The following is a 19320-nucleotide window of genomic DNA, read 5'->3' as shown; positions in this document are numbered from 1 at the left end:
TGCCTCACCTTTCACTGTCCTTGAAGGACGTTACTCTTTTTCAATGTATCATATTCTCTCGTGAAAACGTTACGAAAATGAGACAGTTTTCTAGATTTATTTAACTTTTGTGTAATTTTCGCTAAAAAAACGAAAAAACCTGCTTGTTTCAGCAGGTTTAGAGGAAAATCTTCAGTTGGTCACTCGTGTTCGCTTCATAGGCTTTCCTTAAGTCCCGAACAAAATTAAGACCATGATGATTCAACCACGGTAGGACAGAATGAACCCGTTCTTGTGGCGCTCCATCAGGAAGCAGATGATAGGCAGTCTCTTTATATTGCCGCGTCTGTCGGTCGAACTGACGTCGATCCTCTGCTAACAGACCGGCAATCGATTGCTCGAGTTGTTTCTTGATCTTCTCACTCTTGCTCGAAGTCCGCAGGAGATAGTGTTCGAGTGAAAGGAACTCGGAGACAAAACTATCTTTTAGCATCGCCGCCGTATGCAAACGTTCTGTCATTTTCTCTTCTGAATAGACCGGAATCGGAACGCCTGACTGAATGATTTTTTCAATCGATACGTCTAGTTTGGCGAGACGTTTTTCATCGCTACGGCGCACAAGTAATCCGCCCATGCGGGGAATCAAAAGTGGCATCGTCCAATTCAGATGATGGAAGAGCGGTCGTAATCGCGTCCAGTAGGCTAATTCCCCTGGACCGCCGATATAAGCAAGCGTCGGGAATAAGTAATCCTGCATCAATGGACGCGTGACGACACTGTTTGAGAACCGCTCTGGACTGGCATACAGTAACGCAATCAACTCAAGCTCTGTATACTGCTTCCCTTGTTTTGTTTCAAACCCGTCTGCCGTCGGATAAAGCAACTGACGACCGTGATCATCAATGAAGAGGTGTGCTGCTTCTTCGTTCAAAAATGTATCAGGTAATTCTGTCGTTTGCGCAATTCCATCCGAAAGAGCACGTCTAAACTCCGCATTGTCTTGAATCAATCGTTCAAAGAACGGAATTTCAAGTTCACGGACCACTTGTGTATCAGCATCAAAGAAGACGACATCAAAATCGATCAGTTCACCGATTAATTGTGAAAAGAACATACCGTATGACGTACATTCCTCAACGAGTTGCTTTAGACGCAAGACTAATTGTTTCGTATGCACCGTCTCTGGCATTGCTCGGAACGTCTCTTCGATCATTCCAAGAAGTGCTGACTGATCAAAAGAGAGTCGACTGACTGAGCGGGCAATCGATTCTGCTGGTGCGATCGCAATCTTTCGCGTTTGAAAATCTGCTGTCGGAACATAGACATGGTTAATTTCATCAAAATCATGATCTTCGGTCGCGAGCCAAAAAATCGGAACGACAGGACGTTCGAGCGTCGATTCCGCCTGCTGCGCGACCTTAAGACAGGTCAACAATTTATAGATCGCATATAATGGTCCGCCAAAGATGCCGGTTTGTTGTCCTGTAACGACAGCTTGGGCTTCACCTGTACGTAGTTGTGCGACGCGTTCCCGCAACCGCTCCGTCATGTTCGGATTTTGACGTTCGAGTTCGTCCGTTAGCTTCGCGAGGTGAGGATAGTGACGCTCTTCTAACAAGCGACTTCTCGACTGTAAACCGTTCTCCCCAATGTGGTCGACATATGTTAAGAATTCTTCTCGTGAAGCACGATGCATCAACGAGTTATCATCATATAAGGCTTCAAATGGTTGTACCTTCAAACAAAATCCCTTCTTTCTTACCTAACTGGTCAGCTGATGAACAGTTGACGTATACCAAGCACAAACAATACGAAATGAACAGGTAATGCCAGCAAGATAATGATCCGCCAACTATGTCGAATCATTTGTCTCAAATCGACATCGAGTTGTCGAATCCGTTGCCAGAGCGCATTTAATGCAAAAACCAACAGCACAGCGATGATGATCCATCCCAGATAGTTCGTTCCGGTCAAGGCGATTAATGCAACATGAATCGCATAAAGAACGATAAACGTTCCGAAATCGAGTGCAAATCGAACTGCCTTCCCATGCTTTCGAAACAGAAGTAGAAAGATGAGATACAACGCAATCAGGCTGAATAAAGGAAAAATGATGAAGACCGTCACTGCGGACCCTCCCTCTGTTTGATCTGTTCATAATAAAAAGATAAGCGCGGTGTCACAGTCGTCGCTTGACGTAACGCATATCCGAGTATCGGTTCTACTTCTGTTTGTCGCCCGTGCTCAAGATCCCGTAACATGGAAGAACGATTTTTGCTCGTATTCTTCATGATTCGCTCGATTTCGGAATAAGTAATGTCGTGGTGTGGGAAGATCGTCCGCATCTCGTCAAACAATTGACGGGCTTCTTGTCGATAAGGCATATCAAGTAAGCATCCATTCTCGACGCCGTAAAAGGCAGTCACTGGATTGATGACGACGTTAATGAACAGTTTCGTCAATAAGACAGCTTCCATCTCTGATTCGAATTCAAAACATAGCTGTTTTGAGGATAAGTTCGAAATCGCTTCGTTACCGTAACGGATGCGTCCTTTCCCAGTATGCTTGACCTCAAACGGTGCAGTGCGCATGGCACCATGCTCGACGACACCGAATAAGACATGTGGCAATCGCTCTTTCCACTGTAGATGGTCCATCCCGTTTTGCAGGAACATGACAGGACACGTTAGTCGTTCTAGTATTGGAATCACACTTTTTATATCATACGACTTTGTCGCAACAAATACCAAGTCTTCTGACTCGAGTCGATCAATCTTCCGAACCCGTACGAGGCGGCTCGCTTGTCCGTCTAGAATGACCGGTCGTTCTTCTTCTTGTTCTTGTCGTGTATAGAGCGTGACTGAATGTTCTTCCGATAAATAAGAGGCAAGCAATAAACCGATGGCTCCCGCGCCAATGATTCCAATATTCATCTCAATCTTTTCCCCTTTCATGAAAAAAGCGACCTTAAAACCGATTTCTCGATTCGAAGGTCGCTTTTATACCGATCAATCAGCTTACTTGCTGACGATTTCTTTACCTTTGTACGAGCCACATGCTTTACAAACACGGTGTGAAAGTTTCATTTCACCACAGTTTGGGCACTCGACCATACCTGGTACACGGAGTTTGAAATGAGTACGGCGAAGACGTTTGCGTGTTTTCGACGTTCTGCGGAATGGTACTGCCATCGTTGTCCACCTCCTTGAAAAAATACACTCGCCTTTACTTCAGAAATCAGGAATCCTGATCTTTTTTAAAGAACTGAGCGAGACCCGCGAGTCGCGGATCAATTTTTGGTTCGGTTTCCTCTGGATCTTCTTCAGAAAGAATCGTCCAGCCTTCCCCCTCAACCAACTGATTCTCTTCATCATCCCCATGCACTTGCACTGGCACATGAAGTAAAATCAATTCTTGCACGAGCGGTCGAAGATCGACCGTATTCCCGATTGGTACGTTGATGTCATCTGCTTCATTCGAAACAGCATCAACTTCAAGCAGGAATGGCTCGATGGATTCAATCTCGAATGGATAAGCAACGTCACTTAGCGTCCGGGCATCCGGAAGCGTCATTTCGCCGGTAATCCGAAGATTGAATATTAATTGATTCGATGTAAACGATGCATTTGCACGAACGTGCACAGGTTGCACCGCCCGGATATCCGGATGGAGGGCGACTAGCTCATTGAGCTCGATCGTCTCGTTAACCTGAAGTTGACCCAGATTACGCAATTTATTCAATTGCATCAGGGACCATTTCATCCGAATCACCTCAATTGCAACAATATGAATTATAGAGAGGACATCTTGTTTTGTCAATGTTTTTTCTTTACACTGAAATCGCTAGAGAACGAACACTTTTGGACGTCTTCATCCATATTACCGCACTTAATTCGGTTTGCAAAGGAGAAAGTTTTCATGAGGATGACAGCTATCATTTCAGAGTACAATCCGTTTCACAATGGACACTACTATCAAGCGACGACAGCACGACGGGAAACAGGTGCTGATGTCATCGTCGCCATCATGAGCGGGACGTTCATGCAGCGGGGTGAACCCGCATTTACGGATAAATGGACACGCGCTCAAGCAGCAGTTGCTAGCGGTGCCGTTGACCTTGTCCTTGAACTTCCCTTTTATTTCGCCGTCCAGCGTGCAGATCGCTTTGCGCGTGGCGGTGTGACGATTGCCGAGACGATCGGTTGCCAGTCACTTTCGTTTGGAAGTGAGTGTGGCGAGATCGAACCGTTTCTACACGCCGCATCGGAACAGATCGAAGAGACACCTGCATACAAGCAAGCATTACGCGACGGATTAGCATCTGGTCTCTCTTCTGCCCTCGCCGCTAGCCAAGCATTCAAGAGCGTCTCTCAAACGCTTGATTTGACGCAACCGAATAATACGCTTGGTTATTATTACGCTCGCGCCGCAAAAACGCTCGCGCTTCACACGACGCAGCGAATCGGAAGCGGCTACCATGACCTATCAACTGGAGATATCATGAGCGCCACCGCAATACGTGCCCATCATCAAACACATGGTCAGTTGCTCGCGCTTCCCGCACAGACGGAGGATGTCTTGACGAACGCCTCTTTCGCCAATTTCTCACACTATTACCCGTGGATTCGACAACGTCTATTAACGACGCCACTTTCAGAGTTGGTACGGATTGCTGGGATCGATACTTCGTTAGCTCCACGACTCGTGGAAGGAGCGAAACATGCAGTAACGTTCGATACTTTCCTGAATTACGTTAAAACACGCCGTTATACGCGAACAAGCCTGCAACGTGCCCTGATCTATCTTTTAACGACAACGACAGCAGAGGAGATCGCACGGATCGATTACGACCATGTCGATTTTGTTCGCCCTCTCGCCTTTTCAGAACACGGACGACAGGCACTCAAAACCATTAAAACGCGGACTCCTATATTCAGTACGTTCACGAGTCATCCTTGGCTAACGAAAGAAAGCCAAGTGACAGCTGCATACGCACTGCCCTTGGCTCGTTACGACGCGTTGCTCGAACACCGTCGTTTTCCTTATTTCGCTGGAAGGTCTTCTAAATAATCAATCGCGTCTTCAACTGTCTTAATCGGAACGAGCTTCATGTTCGTTCCGAGTTTTTTTATGGACGGTTTTGCTTCTTTATAGTTTTCCCCTGCCGGTACGAACATGATTTCTGCTTCTGCCTCGTCAGCAGCGACAACCTTTTGCCATGCTCCACCAATTGGTCCAACCTTTCCACCTTCTTCAATCGTTCCAGTGCCGGCGATTTTATGTCCTTTCGCCAAGTCCCCTGGTGTCAATTGATCATAGATTTCAAGCGTGAACATCATCCCAGCAGAAGGTCCACCGACGTCTTCGACGCGAAACTCAATCTCAGGATCCGTCGTCACGTTTGAAATTGGGAGCGGTTCGTAAATACCGAGCCCGACTCGTTTGACCTCTTTTGATAACTGGTCTACGCGAATTGTCGTCTTCTTCACTTCCGATTTACGCGTGAACTGAATCGCAACTGGCGTTTTCGCTTTTTTTGCTTGAATCGTCTTCATGAATCCGTCAAACGAGGCTATCGGTTTCCCGTCAACGTCGGTAATGCGGTCGCCTGCCTTTAACTTCCCTTCAGCTGGACCACCTGGAATGACACCGGATACGTAGACCCCATTGAAATCGACATCGACCTTTTGATCCGCCAATTCATACGCTTCAATCGTCGCGTTATGTTGTGCTTCTTCCATGTATAGCTTCTGACGCGTTTCATACTGTGCGTCTGACTCGCCGTCATACAGATAATCACTTACACTCGATGTTTCTGAAAACGGCAGGAACAGGCTTTCTACAAGGAAATAAGGCGTTGCTCGACGCTGTGCGATCGTCAGCATCATTAAGTCTCCTGGTTCCTTATCGCCTCCAGACACATCGATTAAGTCTTCAGTCGACGTTGCATCACCTGGATACGAAATGAAATAAGGAAGTGGTACGAAAAATACGATCAAGGCAGCGATGATCGCTGCTAGGGCGGGTTTCCATGCTTTCATCACAATTCTCCCTTCGTATATTTCTGACGTAACGCTTCTTCGACAGAAGGCGGTACGAGGTCAGCAACCGAGGCACCATATTTAGCAGCTTCCTTGACGATTGAAGAACTTAAAAAAGAGTACTGATTATTCGTCATCATGAACAGTGTTTCGATTTGATCGTTCATCTTCTTGTTGATGGATGCGACTTGCATTTCATATTCAAAGTCCGAGACAGCTCGCAGTCCGCGGACGATAGCAGTCGCGCCGACTTCCGCCGCATAATCGACAAGTAGACCATTAAAGGAGTCAACCTTGATTTGCGGTAAATGAGACGTCACATCGGCGATCAATTCCATCCGTTCTTGGACCGAAAACAATGGTTGCTTCGAAGAATTGTTCAATACGGCAACGATGATCTCATCAAAAATCGGAACAGCACGCTCGATGATGTCTAAATGTCCGTTCGTGATTGGATCAAAGCTACCTGGGCAAATGGCGATTCGTTTCATACCTGGTCTTCCTCCGCTTCCATGAATTCGTACAACGTGATCGAGATGACAGCGGAATAACGAAGTCGACGCACGACTTCAAGCCGTCCGATCTGGTCCGGTAATTCAACAGCAGAGTCATGTTCACACACGATGACACCATTGTCCGTCAGCATATCGTGCTGTTCTATGTACGTGACATGTTCTGTCAATCGTTCTTTAGCATAAGGAGGATCTAAATAAATCAATTTAAATGGTTCCTCAGATGCTAGTTCAGCTAAAGCGACGGCTACATCCTTTTTCAAAACACGTGCTTGATCCGTATAATGCGTCGTTCGTAAGTTATCTTGGATCGTTTGGACGGCCTTATGATGTTGGTCGACGAAAACTGCTTCCTCGCATCCTCTTGAAAGAGACTCGATACCAAGACCACCACTCCCCGCAAATAGATCAAGCGCTCGTCCTCCGTTGAAATACGGACCGATGACATTGAATAATGATTCCTTGACCTTATCCGTCGTTGGTCGTGTCTGATCCCCCGGTACTGCTTTTAGTCGTGTTCCTTTACGTTCCCCTGAAATGACTCGCATTTCCTTCATTCCTTTCAACAAAGAAGCGACGAGGATGTCCTCATCGCTCCATGGATTATGCTTCTTCAGGCATTTTGCCTTTTTTGTTCGCGAACGTCTCCGTGATGAACGGTCGTTCTGAACGTTTGATCGATTCGACGAACGGGAGAGTCGAAATGACTTCCATCACCTGTTCATGCTGATCTAAATCGACATACAGATGAACGTATCGTTCACGCTTAGACGTAAAGTAGACGTTCCCGTAACGGCGTAATTGACGGGATGCTTTCATCGCATTGACATAGACGATGAGTCCCACTCGTTCCTTGATCACGCCAGCCTACCCCCTTCACTTCGTTATCCGCTACAGCTACAGCTGCCACCGGTCGAACAACCTCCGGCGCATCCTTGGTCAAAGAACGGATTTCCCGTTGGTACTTTGATTTGCGGTGATACTTCTCCAGCAAGTTTCAGACTGATTTGTCCAAGTAACGTCTCGAGTTGTTTTTCCGCTTTTTTGAACTGTGCAACTTCTTCTTGTAAATCCAGTCGCCGTTTGACTTCGTGGACCTTTTTCGTGATCGTCTGATAGTCAGGATGATAACGTCCAAATCGTTGCACGAGTTCGTAGTCCTCCTTGACTTGATGAAAGTCACGGATGACGGACTGTGCCTCTACTGACTCTTGCTGTGCTTGTTTTGCACATCTATATGCTTGCCCCGTTTCACTTTGAGCGAGAGATCGAATGAGGTCTTCCGCTGCGTTGATGAGGTCAATCGTCTTATCGGTATATATCACAACGAATCTCCTCCTTAACTTTACCATCTTATCATAACATTTCTCTCCCTCCTAGCCTGTTGAATTGTGTATAATTTGTTCAGAAGGAAGGAATGAACTCTATGCAACTGCTCTCTTTTAATATGTTCCGGACGATTGGAATCAAGACGGAACATGCCAAATCAGATTATCACTTTGATTCCTTAAAAAAAATCGAACAAGCGGATGTTGTCTTGTTCCCGGAATATTGGCAAATCCACTCGATCATCTATGGCATGAAAAAGCCGATTTTTCCATCGGCTGCTACATTCCATTTAGGACATGATAAAATTGAAATGACACGGATTTTTCAAACCGTCATTCCAGATCACATCCCGCGAACAGGCATCTACGGAAAAAATGAATTCACCGTCGATCGTGTCTTACGTGAATTTTCTTTTCCGTTCGTCGCTAAGACGGTTCGTAGTTCAATGGGACAAGGTGTTCACCTCATCAAAAATGAAGCGGACTGGAAAAAATACACGGATACGCATGAGACATTTTATATTCAGGAGTATATCCCGAATGAGAAAGATTTGCGTATCGTCGTCGTTGGCGATCAAGTTCTCGCTGCGTACTGGCGCGTCGGTGGTGCTCAGTTCTTGAATAACGTCGCTCAAGGTGGCGTCCTTGACTTTGATGATGTGCCACAAGATGCGATTGATTTCGTGCTCGAGCTGGCGAAACGGCTCGATATCGATCATGCTGGTTTCGATCTCATCATTCGTGACGGACACTGGTACGTTCTTGAGTTCAACGTCTTCTTCGGTGGTGAAGGACTCAATCATCTTGGCATCCATGCACCAGATACGATTCTTGAATATATCGAACGAAAATATGGAAGTTCATGAATTCTTCAAAATGACTTCACATCTTTTGCGTCACCATTTCATTCATTATGGTATGATAGTTTGGAAAGACTAGTATCTACTAGCAAACTGGGGTATAGGGGGATTCAAACATGAAGTTTGAACAATATGGTATCGAAGGCAAGGAACTGAAGTTCGGTCTTCTCGAAACAATCATGGATCATCACCGTTTCGTTCGTGAAGGACAATGGGATTACGAACGTGCGATGTATGACATGAAGTACGAAAAACAATCAACGGGTGAAGTATTCTACCTGCGTGTTCCAGTCTATGCGATTCAAGGTGAGATTGAAGATCGTCACGCTGTCGTTCGAATGATGACACCACTTCTCGGTAAACACTACTATCCGCACGGTGTCGAGTATGATGAGACGTTCCCTCCGGAAATCGTCAAGGATTGCGAACGTCGTTTAGCAGCATTGCTCGAAACACTCGAAAAATAAGTTCTACACGTAGAGGTTCCAATTAGGAACCTCTATTTTTTTATTCTTCATTTTGTACAAAAAAGCCAATGAACTCGGATCACTTGCGAAGTCATTGGCTGATTCATCTATCGGATTGTTGTCACGTAACGTAGTTCTTTACATCTTAACGCGCAACGAATTGTACATAGGATACGACATCGTCTCCGAGCTGAATCCCAAGCTGCTCGCGCACATGAAGATAGAGTGCGTGAAGTGACGTTGCCGGTGCATCTACCTTTACACTGAAAGCAATCTCTTCTCGGTCCATCCGCTTGATTCGGGAATGGTTTACGCCATAATCTTCGATCGCACAAGCAAGTAATTCCTCGATGGCTTGAACAGAGACGGTAATATCTCCTTGCAAGTACTCTTCATAAGTCATCTTCCTTCACTCCTTCGCTAATTGTGTGACCGAAGACATGACCTCTTCTAAGTCGACCGGTTCATCTGGCGTCTTCGCCATTGAAGAGATCGCCCGTACTTTATTCTCACGGTCTAAAATGAACATTTGTGTTCCGTGAGTAACTAAGCCACTCTCCGCCTTCGAATAATAGAAGTTCAACTGACGTGTCAACCGGTCGATGACGACCGGGTCTCCCGTCAATACCTTCCACCCTTTAGCATCTGCTTCAAAGTTCGAAGCATACGATTTCAAGACTTTTGGTGTGTCGACTTTTGGGTCAACCGTCACAGCCACAAGTTCTACGTCGCTTCCGTATAACTCTTCACTCCGTAGCTTTTTCTCAAGCTTTCGGTAATCATTTAGCGTCAACGGACAAATATCAGGACAGTTCGAGTAGAAGAACGTCAATACTTTGACCTTTCCATCTTCCGAATTGAATGATTTTCCGTCTACGGCATTCGTTAATTCAAATTGTGTAGGTTCAGCAATGACAGGTAACTTTTCTTTCATGAAGAAATAATAATACCCCCCGGCTGCCGCAACTAAGACAAGGACGACGGCAGCGACCGTCAAGTAACTATTCTTTTTCAAGTTGGCTCCCCCTTAATGACTCCAGATCGCCCGGAATACGTTCGTCGTCTCACCCGGATCGTAGACGACATATAATAAGCAGTACACGATGACCCCAGTGATGGCTGTCAAAAACCAAATGATCGAGGCAACTGGTCCGATTTTGCGGTGACGCGCAAAGTTCTTCTTATACGCGTGATAAAGTGCCATCAGTCCGAGCACCCCACCTGACGTCGCAAGTAGGATGTGGAAGATCAAGAATCCTGTATAGTAAGGCTTGACGGATTCAGGACCACCAAAGGCTGTATTACCAAGCAAAATCGTCCGCAAGGCATACATGATGAAAAACAATAAGGCAAGTGCAGCAGCAATCGTCATCACGGTTTGGTGAGCTTTCATGTTACGACGCGTCTGGGCAATCAAGAACCAGCCAATCGCTACGAAAATCGCGCTGATGACAATCAGCGATACACAAATCAACGGCAAATAACTCATGTTCCAACTTCCTCCAATTTAATCCGCTTTTGGCGTGAAGGACATGCCTTCATCCACGGCAGTACTTTTCGAACGACGTACCCATGTAAAGAAGGTCAATCCGAAGAATAGACCGTATACGAGTTCTTGACCGAGCTTCATGAGGACACCACCGAAACGTTGATCCTCTAGTAAATCATCAGTCGTTCCAAGCAGTCGTTCCAGATTCAAGCCACTTAAATCATTGTTTGGCATACAGTAAGCGAGTACTTTCGCAAATGTTGCCGGATCTTGATAAGCTTGATACTGGAAACTTTGACTGAAGATCATAAAAGCACAGGCAGGTGTCAGCAGGACACCGTTCGCAACGATATATACCATCTTCTTCAAATCAGAAAGGCTATCCGCCTCATTGACAGGTGCAATGATTGGATACCACATCGTCATGCTCAAGAAAATCAGTGTTCCGTGGAACAGACGGTGAACGGTATAGTTCGTCAAGACATAGTCAAAAATAAATGGCATGTGATAGAACGTAAATAAGGCATTAAAGACGACAAGTGCAATCAACGGCTTGATGAAGAATTTTAGGATCTTCCCAAGGTACGGTGTATCGAACAAGCGCTTATAAAGCCACTCTGGTATCGCAATCAACAAGAGCGGCGGTGCGACCATATAGACGAATACCATCTGCAACATATGTGCAGAGAAGGTGATATGCGCTAGCAGGTCTAACGGACTTCCAAAACCGATGTAAAAAACGATCAATGCCGCGAGCATCGAAAACTTTTGCCCAAGCGTTGTTTCCGGCTCATCCGGACGACGCAACTTTTCTGTCACGACAGCATATAGGACATACAATCCAACGAGTATCAACGCATAATACGGACTCCATAAGACAGTCCATTCGAATTGCGAAAGTGCTCCCCTTAAATTGCCTAACATATTTCTTCACCCCGTTCCTTTCTCTTACAAACTAAGATTACCGTTCCCCTATTTCATTGTAAAGGTTTCTCATAAAACGATTCCAAAATAAAAGACCATCCTGCTAAACGTTAGCAGAATGGTCACAATTCTTACCAGATCAAAAGACGAAGTGTTGCAACGATCGTCAAAGCGACGAAGATGCCAAGACCCATCATGACTTTGATCCATGTGTTGCCTTTGTTGTTCATATGCATGAACATGTAAAGCTGAAGATAAACTTGAACGATTGCCATGATGATCAAGAACCCACCAGCTGCCCAGTGTGGCATGAGATCAGCCATAACAGCACCAAAGGCGATGAGTGTCAAGAAAATCATGAGTGCGAAACTGATGAGTTGCAGTTGTGTCTCACGACCACGCTCTGCTTTCATCTCAAGCTCGATTTGATTGCGCGTAAGTTGCGGTTCGTGTTTTTCCATCTTATTTCACCATCCCCATGAGGTAGACGACTGAGAAGATAAAGACCCAGACGACGTCAATGAAGTGCCAGTAAAGACTTGAAACATAGTACTTCGGCGCATTCACGACTGTAATGCCACGGTTCCAGTTCCGGATGAGCAATGTCGAAATCCAGAGAAGACCGAACAAGACGTGTCCACCGTGGAATCCAACGAGTGTATAGAAGGCAGAACCAAAAGCACTCGAAGTGAATGTGTGACCGATGTGGTAGTAGTGATTGAACTCGTAAATCTCACCCGCCAAGAATGCTAATCCAAGAACGAGCGTGATGATCAACCACATTTTCATTTTCTTAACATCATTACGTTTCATTGCCATCATCGCAAGAACACTTGTGAGTGAACTTGTAAGAAGAAGCATCGTCATGATGAAGACGAGACCCATCTCAAAGATGTCATAACTGCGTAATCCTTCTTTTGCACCAGAGTTATGAAGTCCGATGTATGTCCCGAAGAGAGAGGCGAACAATGTCGTCTCTCCTCCAAGGAAGAACCAGAAGGCTACATATTTATTCTTACCCTCAAGTGTTGCTTTTTCAACATGATCCGGAATACCCGTGATCGGGTTGTTCGGTAATGAATGATGACCCATCTTACTTCGCCTCCTTTTCTGCTTCAAGGCGTAGATCTTCTTCGACGACTGATTTCGGGATGTAATATCCTTCATCGTCGATCCAAGAACGGAAGAACATCGCGATGAATGTCATCGCAAGACCGATCAAGGCAATGACAAGACCGACAGTTCCGTAATCTAGGCGAAGAATGAATCCAAGACCTGCAAGGAACAGACCGACTGACATGACGAATGGCAAGATCGAGTTGTTCGGCATATGGATATCGCCGACTTCTTCAGAAACAGAAACTGTTTTGTTCCCCGCCATTTTTTCGAGCCAATACGTATCTAAACCTTTGACGAGTGGAATTTGTGCGAAGTTGTACTCAGGAGTTGGAACCGGAAGTGTCCACTCAAGCGTACGTCCATCACCCCAAACGTCGCGTTTTACATATTCTTTTGACATCAATGCAGCAACGATCGAGATGACGAGAATGATCGTCGATACACCCATGAAGGCTGCACCGATAGAAGAAAGTAAGTTCATTGTTTCCCAACCTTGGTTTGGCAAGTACGTGAAGACACGACGTGGCATACCTGTAAGACCGAGAATGTGTTGTGGGAAGAACGTCAAATGGAAGCCAATGAAGAACAACCAGAATTGAATTTTACCCCAGAACTCGTTAAGCTGTTTCCCAAACATGAGTGGGAACCAGTAGTACAGACCTGCGAAGAGACCGAAGACAACCCCACCAACGATAACGTAGTGGAAGTGAGCTACTACGAAGTAACTGTCATGGTACTGATAATCGGCAGGTGCTACTGAAAGCATGACCCCTGTCATACCACCAACAAGGAATGATGGAATGAATGCGACCGAGTAAAGCATTGCAACTGGGAACGTCAACTTACCGCCCCATAGTGTAAAGAGCCAGTTGAAGATTTTGACCCCTGTCGGTACAGCGATTGCCATCGTCGCTACTGCGAAGATTGCGTTTGCAACTGGACCAAGTCCAACTGTGAACATGTGGTGGACCCAAACCATGAATCCGAGGAAACCAATCAACATTGTCGCAAAGACCATCGTCGTGTAACCGAAAAGACGTTTACGAGCAAACGTAGGAATGATTTCAGAGAAAATACCGAATGCTGGCAAGATCAAGATATAAACTTCCGGGTGACCAAAGATCCAGAAGAGATGTTCCCAAATGACGATGTTCCCGCCCGCTGCCGGGTCAAAGAAGTGAGCACCGAAGAGTCGCTCGAACGTCAAGAGGAATAATCCAACCGTAAGTGGTGGGAATGCGAAAACGATCAAGGCAGAAGCAACGAATGCTGTCCATGTGAAGAGTGGCATCCGCATTAGTTTCATACCTGGTGCACGCATGTTCAAAATCGTAACGAGGAAGTTAATCCCCCCCATAAGTGTACCAAAACCAGAAATCTGTAACCCGAGTGAGTAGAAGTCAACACCGAGTGACTCTGGTACTGTCGAGAGTGGCGCGTATGCTGTCCATCCAGCGTTTGGTGCAGCGCCAAAGAACCAAGAAAGGTTCAGTAAGACTCCACCGAAGAAGAACAACCAGAAACCGAGTGCATTCAAGAACGGGAACGCAACGTCGCGTGCTCCGATTTGAAGTGGTACTGCGGCGTTCATATACCCAATCAACATTGGCATCGCTGCCAAGAAGATCATTGTCGTACCGTGCATCGTAATCAATTGGTTAAAGAGTTCACCGCTGACGAAATCGTTCATCGGTTTAATCAATTGAAAACGAATCATTAGGGCTTCTACGCCACCAACTAGAAGGAAGAACAATCCAGAGATGATGTAGAGAATCCCGATTTTCTTATGGTCGACTGTCGTTAGCCAGTCCATGATGCCGCTTTTCTTCTGCGGCATACCCATAGTATGTGTCCCCACTATGATTCCCCCTTAAAAAATTATTGGAGCTTTTTGTCCAATAGATAATCTGCCAATTCGCTCAATTCTTCATCGCTAATCTTATCTTCAGAGAATCCAGGCATTTTTGTACCTTGTTTCTCTTTTTGAGGATCGCGAATCCATTTTTCGAGGTTTTCTTTATCATGCTTGAGGTAACCCGCAATACGCTGACGATCACCGAAGTTCGTCAAGCTAGGTGCGACTTTCCCGCCGCCATGACAGCTGAGACAGTTCTGGGCGTAGACTTGCTCACCAGTCGTCCAGTTCTTTTCATTCTTTTTATCGAGCTGTTTTGTTTCTGCTTCTTTTGCAGATTTCATGTCTTTCAACCACTTGTCGTAGTCATCCTGCTCCATCGCAACGACTTTAAAGTCCATCAATGCGTGAGAAGGACCACACAACTCGGCACATTTACCGTAGTACGTGCCTGCTTCTTTTGCTTGTAACCACATTTCGTTGTCAAGACCTGGGTTTGTATCTGTCTTACCAGAAAGAGCTGGTACCCAGAATGAGTGGATGACGTCTTTAGACGTCAAGTTAACCGCAACACGTTTACCGACTGGGATGACAAGTTCTTGTCCTGTCGAAACACCCTTGTCTGGATATTCGAATTCCCACCAGTAAAGGTTTGCTGTAACGTTGATTTGTTCGTTTTTCTTTGCTTCTTTTGCATCTGCAAGTTCAACCGTTGTTTTGATCGTCGGAATTGCAAGAACGATCAAGAGAAGGATCGGAATGACTGTCCAGATGATTTCAAGCGTATGGTTCCCTTCGACTTGCTTTGGAACCGTGTTATCACCTGATTTACGACGGAATTTCATAAGTACGTAAATATAAATGACGGCTACGATCGCAAGGACGAACAACATGACCCACAAGCTAAGCTTGATGATTTCAAGTTGCATTTCAGCGCCTTCTCCGCGAGGCTGTAGCGCAGACAATTCCGGAATTCCACAACCTGATAACATAAGTGCCATCAAGCCGATTGGAAGAAGCCGGAAGAGCATTTTTACTGATTTTTTCACAACCATCCCCACTTTCTTTGTCCCCAATTTTGTCTTTCGTAATGGTGTACGTGAATTATGTCAAATCGTTTTAGAGAGAAACGAGTACGACCGTCACGATCCAAGCCGTGAAATAAAAGAGTGAGAAGAAGAACATCTTCGACGCCCATTTGATTTCGGCTTGTTCATCTTGGATCTTCAGACCTTTCAGTCCCATATAGAGCCAATATCCACCGAGCAGTGCCATAACGATCATGTAAATGATGCCATAGTGTGCTAAGAGGAGTGATGATGGAATGAGTACTGCAATCCACCATACAATTTGTCGTTTCGTGATCGCGAATCCGTTTACGACAGGTAACATCGGGATACCTGCTGCCCGATACTCCTCTGTCCGTCGCATCGCGAGTGCAAGGAAATGTGGTGGTTGCCACACGAACATGATGAGGAATAAAATCCACGCATCAATGTGAAGCGTCGGAGTGACTGCCGCAAATCCAATGATTGGTGGCACAGCTCCTGAAATACCACCTACGACTGTATTGATCGTATGTGTCCGTTTTAACCACATCGTATAAATCACGACGTAAACGAATGATCCAATCAATCCGAACACTGCCGCCACATGGTTGACGATCAACAACAATACCGTACCGGTCGCAAGAATACCGAGTCCTAGTGCGAGTATCCGTTGTCCATCCATCTTCCCAGTAACGCTTGGTCTTCCCATCGTCCGCTCCATCTTGTAATCGATGTCCCGGTCAATGTAGTTATTGAGGTAGCAACTTCCGGCAATGACCAATCCACTCCCGAGAAGCGTCCACAGTAACATCCACTTGGTTTGCCATAAATACAACAGGACATCATCCGTTATGTACGATGCCGCTACGACATACCCTGCGAAGACCGTAATTAGATTGGCACGGACAATCCCCATTTTTGCTAGGGTAATATAGTCCTTGAATGTTGGCTGATCTGTTTGCTCGATTGCCATATCCAGTGCCTCTCCAGTAACTTTCGCCATGCTGTTCCCTCCTTTTCACCGTCTGCTTCTGTTTAGCACCTAGGCTTCACGTAATTTCTTCACAGAAATAACACAGACATGCCACGAAACGCCCTTTTCTCTATAAAAGATACCACATAATCAGGACCGTGACGTATGAAAATACTTTCGACATAATGAACAAAATGTGAAATCTATGTGATTTTCATCACAGTTCACCATATTTACCTAATACTAGAATAGCGTTGTTCTAAAAGATTGCAACCCTTTCAGGGCTTTTTATGCGATACTAGTCCTATGGAAATCCATGTATTTCGTATTTTTTTAGAAAGGTGGTGTCCAAATCTTGAATCGAAAACTTTCGATGTTTTCAGCCTTCGTCACGTTTACCATGATGATCGTCTTGCTGATGGGTGGGACAGTCACAAAAACGGATTCAGGCGATGGTTGCGGAACGGATTGGCCACTCTGTCATGGGGAACTCATTCCGACGAACCCAAGTGTTGAAACGATGATTGAATATAGTCACCGTGCTGTAACTGGAGTCGTTGGACTCTTAATCATCGCCTTATGTCTCTGGACGCTCGTTGCTTTCAAGGATCGGCTCGATACGAAGATCTTCGCGTTTCTCGCCTTCATCTTCATGTTGATTCAATCGATCGTCGGAGCTGGTGCTGTCGTTTGGCAACAATCGGACCTCGTCATGGCGTTACATTTCGGTATCTCCTTGATTTCTTTTGCTTCGCTGTTGATTTTGACGTTGTTGATCATGGAGCGTCCTGGTCAGGAATTCAGGGAATCGGTCCCAGCATTCTTGCGGAAGCTTTTATACGGTCTACTCATCTACACGCTAATCGTCGTTTATACCGGTGCTTACGTACGTCACGTCGGCGCTACATATGCTTGCGTTGGTTGGCCGGTCTGTTCTCAACCGTCCATGACGTTTGAGGCGTGGGTACAGATGATTCACCGGATCATGGCAGGATTATTGTTCCTATTCACTTTATTTGTCCATGTCGTCGCGATTCGTTTAAAACACCGGACGACAACGATTGGAATGGCGTTCGCGACATTCTTCATCACATGCCAAGTTGCTACAGGCGCTTGGATCGTCCTTGGTGGACACGCGACGTATGTCCCGTTACTCCATGCTTTCTTGATTACATGTTACTTCGGTATCTTATCTTACCTGACGTATCATGCATTCCGAACGCGTAAGGCACATAGTCGTCTTCAATAAGATCATAAAGAAAGGATGTTCCTCCGCCGAGGAACATCCTTTCTTTATTTAAACCGAGCAATCGCACGCTTTCGTGCTTCATCGTGCGCAACGACCGGTTCTGGGTATCTATAGTCTTCTCGTTGTTGTTGCGTAGGTTCATGAATATACTTCTTTGATAAATCCTTGATCTCCGTGACGTACTTTCGAATGAATTCTCCGTCTTTATCAAATTTCTTTGATTGTGTCGTTGGATTGAAGACACGGAAGTACGGGACGGCATCCGTTCCGACAGATGCTGCCCATTGCCATCCTCCGATATTCGATGCCGCTTCATAATCGACGAGTTTTTGTTGGAAGTACTGTTCACCCTTCTGCCAGTCAATCAATAAATCCTTCGTTAGGAAAGAAGCAACAATCATTCGGAGACGATTATGCATCCAGCCTGTTTGATTCAGTTGTCGCATCGCTGCGTCGACGATTGGATAACCCGTCTTGCCTTCACACCACGCTTTGAAGCCCTCTTCATCCTTCTCCCACTCGATTTCCCGGTATTGTGTGTTAATGGCTTGTCGTTTTGATTCTGGGAAGTGCATCAAAATCATGTAGTAGAATTCTCGCCAAATGAGTTCGGTGATGAATGTCTGCTTTCCTTTTGATTCCTTCGCATCTTGAACAGTTGCATAGACGGTTCGAATACCGATTTCTCCAGTTCGTAAATAACGAGAAAGCAAACTCGTGCCGTCAACAGCCGGAAGATCACGATTCTCGTCATACGCTTCAAGTGATTGTTCGACGAACGTTTTCAAACGTTGTTGCGCCTGTTTTTCGCCCGGATGAAAGACTGCGTCTGACTGTGCCTTCTTGAAATAGCCTTCGATGAAGCTATTATCGTGCTGACGTTTTTGATAATGATCTCGTAATTTTTGCCATTTGACTTCGTATGCCGCAGGAACGTCTTTTTTTACGAACGCATTCTTATACGGTGTGAAGACTTTATAAAACGTTCCATCCTGCTTTTTAATGTCATGTGGGTGAAGCAGATGACGATCTAGTAAACGCTCTGTTTGACGATTTCCTCGCTTCTTGATGATGCCTTCATCTCGAGTCTTGAACGGTTCTACGTATTCAGCATTAAACAAGAGAATATCTGCGTCATCGGTCGCATCTAAGAAAGCCTGTTCATCGCCTTCGATAAAGCGAATCGGTAGCTCTTTTTCTTTACAAGCATTCGAAAAAACTTCGAGCGCTTGAAAGAAATATTGTTGGCGTGCTTCATATTCCCCGATGTAATCTGGATTGAGCCAAAAGACGAATTCTACAGTCGCCTTCGGATTTTCTTCTAGTAATTCAATGGCACGTGCCAACATGTGGTTATCCTGTAATCGAAAATCACTTCGAACCCAACAAATAATGTTCAATCGTATCCTCTCCTACTACATATTGAATGAAAAACAGGCAGCCCGCCGAGCGTGCGCCTGTTTTTCATTGTGACC

General features: G+C 45.6%; 24 protein-coding genes. 4 read left to right on the top strand and 20 right to left on the bottom strand.

The annotated features are described in order from the left end of the window. Positions 1 to 157: 157 nt before the first annotated feature. The 5 genes from bshC to ACV3PA_RS07960 all read right to left on the bottom strand — a co-directional run bounded on the left by bshC (position 158) and on the right by ACV3PA_RS07960 (position 3741). On the bottom strand, positions 158 to 1720 hold the full coding sequence (gene bshC / locus ACV3PA_RS07980; protein WP_456125936.1) for a bacillithiol biosynthesis cysteine-adding enzyme BshC: 1563 nt from the start codon (positions 1718 to 1720) through the stop codon (positions 158 to 160). A gap of 29 nt (positions 1721 to 1749) precedes the next feature. Next, a complete protein-coding gene (locus ACV3PA_RS07975) occupies positions 1750 to 2106 on the bottom strand; it encodes a DUF3397 domain-containing protein (protein ID WP_053453857.1) in 357 nt (118 codons plus the stop codon). Beyond that, positions 2103 to 2912 carry a ketopantoate reductase family protein gene (locus ACV3PA_RS07970; RefSeq protein WP_456125935.1) on the bottom strand — a complete coding sequence of 270 codons (810 nt, stop codon included), beginning with the start codon at positions 2910 to 2912 and terminating at the stop codon, positions 2103 to 2105. Before ACV3PA_RS07970 ends, ACV3PA_RS07975 begins: the two co-directional genes overlap by 4 nt. A gap of 84 nt (positions 2913 to 2996) precedes the next feature. Further along, the gene (gene rpmF / locus ACV3PA_RS07965) at positions 2997 to 3170 is read right to left on the bottom strand and encodes a 50S ribosomal protein L32 (RefSeq protein ID WP_012370841.1); all 174 of its coding nucleotides are present in this window, start codon (positions 3168 to 3170) and stop codon (positions 2997 to 2999) included. A gap of 46 nt (positions 3171 to 3216) precedes the next feature. Next, positions 3217 to 3741, bottom strand: a complete 525-nt coding sequence (locus ACV3PA_RS07960) for a YceD family protein (protein ID WP_029342150.1) — start codon at positions 3739 to 3741, stop codon at positions 3217 to 3219. A gap of 156 nt (positions 3742 to 3897) precedes the next feature. On the opposite strand from ACV3PA_RS07960, the gene ACV3PA_RS07955 reads away from it, so the two are divergent. Further along, positions 3898 to 5049 (top strand): tRNA(Met) cytidine acetate ligase, encoded by a 1152-nt coding sequence (locus tag ACV3PA_RS07955; protein ID WP_456125934.1) that lies wholly within the window; start codon positions 3898 to 3900, stop codon positions 5047 to 5049. Here ACV3PA_RS07955 and ACV3PA_RS07950 read toward each other — a convergent pair. From ACV3PA_RS07950 to ACV3PA_RS07930, 5 genes are read right to left on the bottom strand one after another with little or no spacing between them, the layout of a single operon-like run. After that, the gene (locus ACV3PA_RS07950) at positions 5022 to 6020 is read right to left on the bottom strand and encodes a SepM family pheromone-processing serine protease (RefSeq protein WP_053453859.1); all 999 of its coding nucleotides are present in this window, start codon (positions 6018 to 6020) and stop codon (positions 5022 to 5024) included. The two genes, ACV3PA_RS07955 and ACV3PA_RS07950, sit on opposite strands and share 28 nt — an antisense overlap. After that, complete coding sequence (gene coaD / locus ACV3PA_RS07945) at positions 6020 to 6511, bottom strand: pantetheine-phosphate adenylyltransferase (RefSeq protein ID WP_029342153.1); 492 nt, start codon at positions 6509 to 6511, stop codon at positions 6020 to 6022. The genes ACV3PA_RS07950 and coaD overlap by 1 nt, the downstream gene beginning before the upstream one ends. After that, on the bottom strand, positions 6508 to 7089 hold the full coding sequence (rsmD, locus tag ACV3PA_RS07940; protein ID WP_082318562.1) for a 16S rRNA (guanine(966)-N(2))-methyltransferase RsmD: 582 nt from the start codon (positions 7087 to 7089) through the stop codon (positions 6508 to 6510). Before rsmD ends, coaD begins: the two co-directional genes overlap by 4 nt. A 46-nt stretch (positions 7090 to 7135) precedes the next feature. Continuing rightward, positions 7136 to 7393, bottom strand: a complete 258-nt coding sequence (locus tag ACV3PA_RS07935) for a YlbG family protein (protein ID WP_023468818.1) — start codon at positions 7391 to 7393, stop codon at positions 7136 to 7138. Positions 7394 to 7416: 23 nt separating this feature from the next. Then, positions 7417 to 7857 (bottom strand): YlbF/YmcA family competence regulator, encoded by a 441-nt coding sequence (locus ACV3PA_RS07930; protein WP_035406766.1) that lies wholly within the window; start codon positions 7855 to 7857, stop codon positions 7417 to 7419. Positions 7858 to 7958: 101 nt separating this feature from the next. Here ACV3PA_RS07930 and ACV3PA_RS07925 point away from each other — a divergent pair, with 101 nt between their 5' ends. Together ACV3PA_RS07925 and ACV3PA_RS07920 are read left to right on the top strand one after the other, a co-directional pair. Next, the gene (locus tag ACV3PA_RS07925) at positions 7959 to 8726 is read left to right on the top strand and encodes an ATP-grasp domain-containing protein (protein ID WP_235504896.1); all 768 of its coding nucleotides are present in this window, start codon (positions 7959 to 7961) and stop codon (positions 8724 to 8726) included. A 110-nt stretch (positions 8727 to 8836) separates the two neighbouring features. Further along, complete coding sequence (locus tag ACV3PA_RS07920; RefSeq protein ID WP_035406760.1) at positions 8837 to 9187, top strand: YugN family protein; 351 nt, start codon at positions 8837 to 8839, stop codon at positions 9185 to 9187. Positions 9188 to 9332: 145 nt separating this feature from the next. Here the strand turns inward: ACV3PA_RS07920 and ACV3PA_RS07915 are convergent, their stop codons facing one another. The 9 genes from ACV3PA_RS07915 to cyoE form a co-directional block, all read right to left on the bottom strand. Continuing rightward, a complete protein-coding gene (locus ACV3PA_RS07915) occupies positions 9333 to 9590 on the bottom strand; it encodes a hypothetical protein (protein ID WP_053453862.1) in 258 nt (85 codons plus the stop codon). Between the two features lie 6 nt (positions 9591 to 9596). Then, positions 9597 to 10202: an SCO family protein gene (locus tag ACV3PA_RS07910; protein ID WP_053453863.1), complete on the bottom strand. Its 606-nt coding sequence runs from the start codon at positions 10200 to 10202 to the stop codon at positions 9597 to 9599. 12 nt (positions 10203 to 10214) lie between these two features. Continuing rightward, positions 10215 to 10676, bottom strand: a complete 462-nt coding sequence (locus ACV3PA_RS07905) for a DUF420 domain-containing protein (protein WP_053453864.1) — start codon at positions 10674 to 10676, stop codon at positions 10215 to 10217. Positions 10677 to 10694: 18 nt separating this feature from the next. Then, positions 10695 to 11600 (bottom strand): cytochrome c oxidase assembly factor CtaG, encoded by a 906-nt coding sequence (ctaG, locus tag ACV3PA_RS07900; protein WP_053453865.1) that lies wholly within the window; start codon positions 11598 to 11600, stop codon positions 10695 to 10697. A gap of 131 nt (positions 11601 to 11731) precedes the next feature. Beyond that, positions 11732 to 12061 (bottom strand): cytochrome C oxidase subunit IV family protein, encoded by a 330-nt coding sequence (locus tag ACV3PA_RS07895; RefSeq protein ID WP_029342160.1) that lies wholly within the window; start codon positions 12059 to 12061, stop codon positions 11732 to 11734. 1 nt (position 12062) lies between these two features. Further along, complete coding sequence (locus ACV3PA_RS07890; RefSeq protein WP_053453866.1) at positions 12063 to 12692, bottom strand: cytochrome (ubi)quinol oxidase subunit III; 630 nt, start codon at positions 12690 to 12692, stop codon at positions 12063 to 12065. 1 nt (position 12693) lies between these two features. Then, positions 12694 to 14562 carry a cytochrome c oxidase subunit I gene (gene ctaD, locus ACV3PA_RS07885; protein WP_052018991.1) on the bottom strand — a complete coding sequence of 623 codons (1869 nt, stop codon included), beginning with the start codon at positions 14560 to 14562 and terminating at the stop codon, positions 12694 to 12696. A 35-nt stretch (positions 14563 to 14597) separates the two neighbouring features. Then, positions 14598 to 15629 (bottom strand): cytochrome c oxidase subunit II, encoded by a 1032-nt coding sequence (gene coxB / locus ACV3PA_RS07880; RefSeq protein ID WP_081780348.1) that lies wholly within the window; start codon positions 15627 to 15629, stop codon positions 14598 to 14600. Positions 15630 to 15693: 64 nt separating this feature from the next. Then, positions 15694 to 16626, bottom strand: coding sequence for a heme o synthase (gene cyoE, locus ACV3PA_RS07875; protein WP_053453867.1), 933 nt, complete (start codon positions 16624 to 16626; stop codon positions 15694 to 15696). 325 nt (positions 16627 to 16951) lie between these two features. Between cyoE and ACV3PA_RS07870 the strand changes: the two genes are divergently transcribed. Further along, positions 16952 to 17845 (top strand): COX15/CtaA family protein, encoded by an 894-nt coding sequence (locus tag ACV3PA_RS07870; protein WP_456125933.1) that lies wholly within the window; start codon positions 16952 to 16954, stop codon positions 17843 to 17845. Positions 17846 to 17889: 44 nt separating this feature from the next. On the opposite strand, the gene ACV3PA_RS07865 is transcribed toward ACV3PA_RS07870, so the two are convergent. After that, entirely contained in the window at positions 17890 to 19245 is a 1356-nt protein-coding gene (locus ACV3PA_RS07865) for a cryptochrome/photolyase family protein (RefSeq protein ID WP_456125932.1), read from the bottom strand. Positions 19246 to 19320: the final 75 nt, after the last annotated feature.

It is taken from the genome of Exiguobacterium sp. EA-TM-5 (assembly GCF_053878415.1).
The sequence above is the reverse complement of the archived record's forward strand: the minus strand, read 5'-3'. Positions and strand labels throughout refer to the sequence as shown.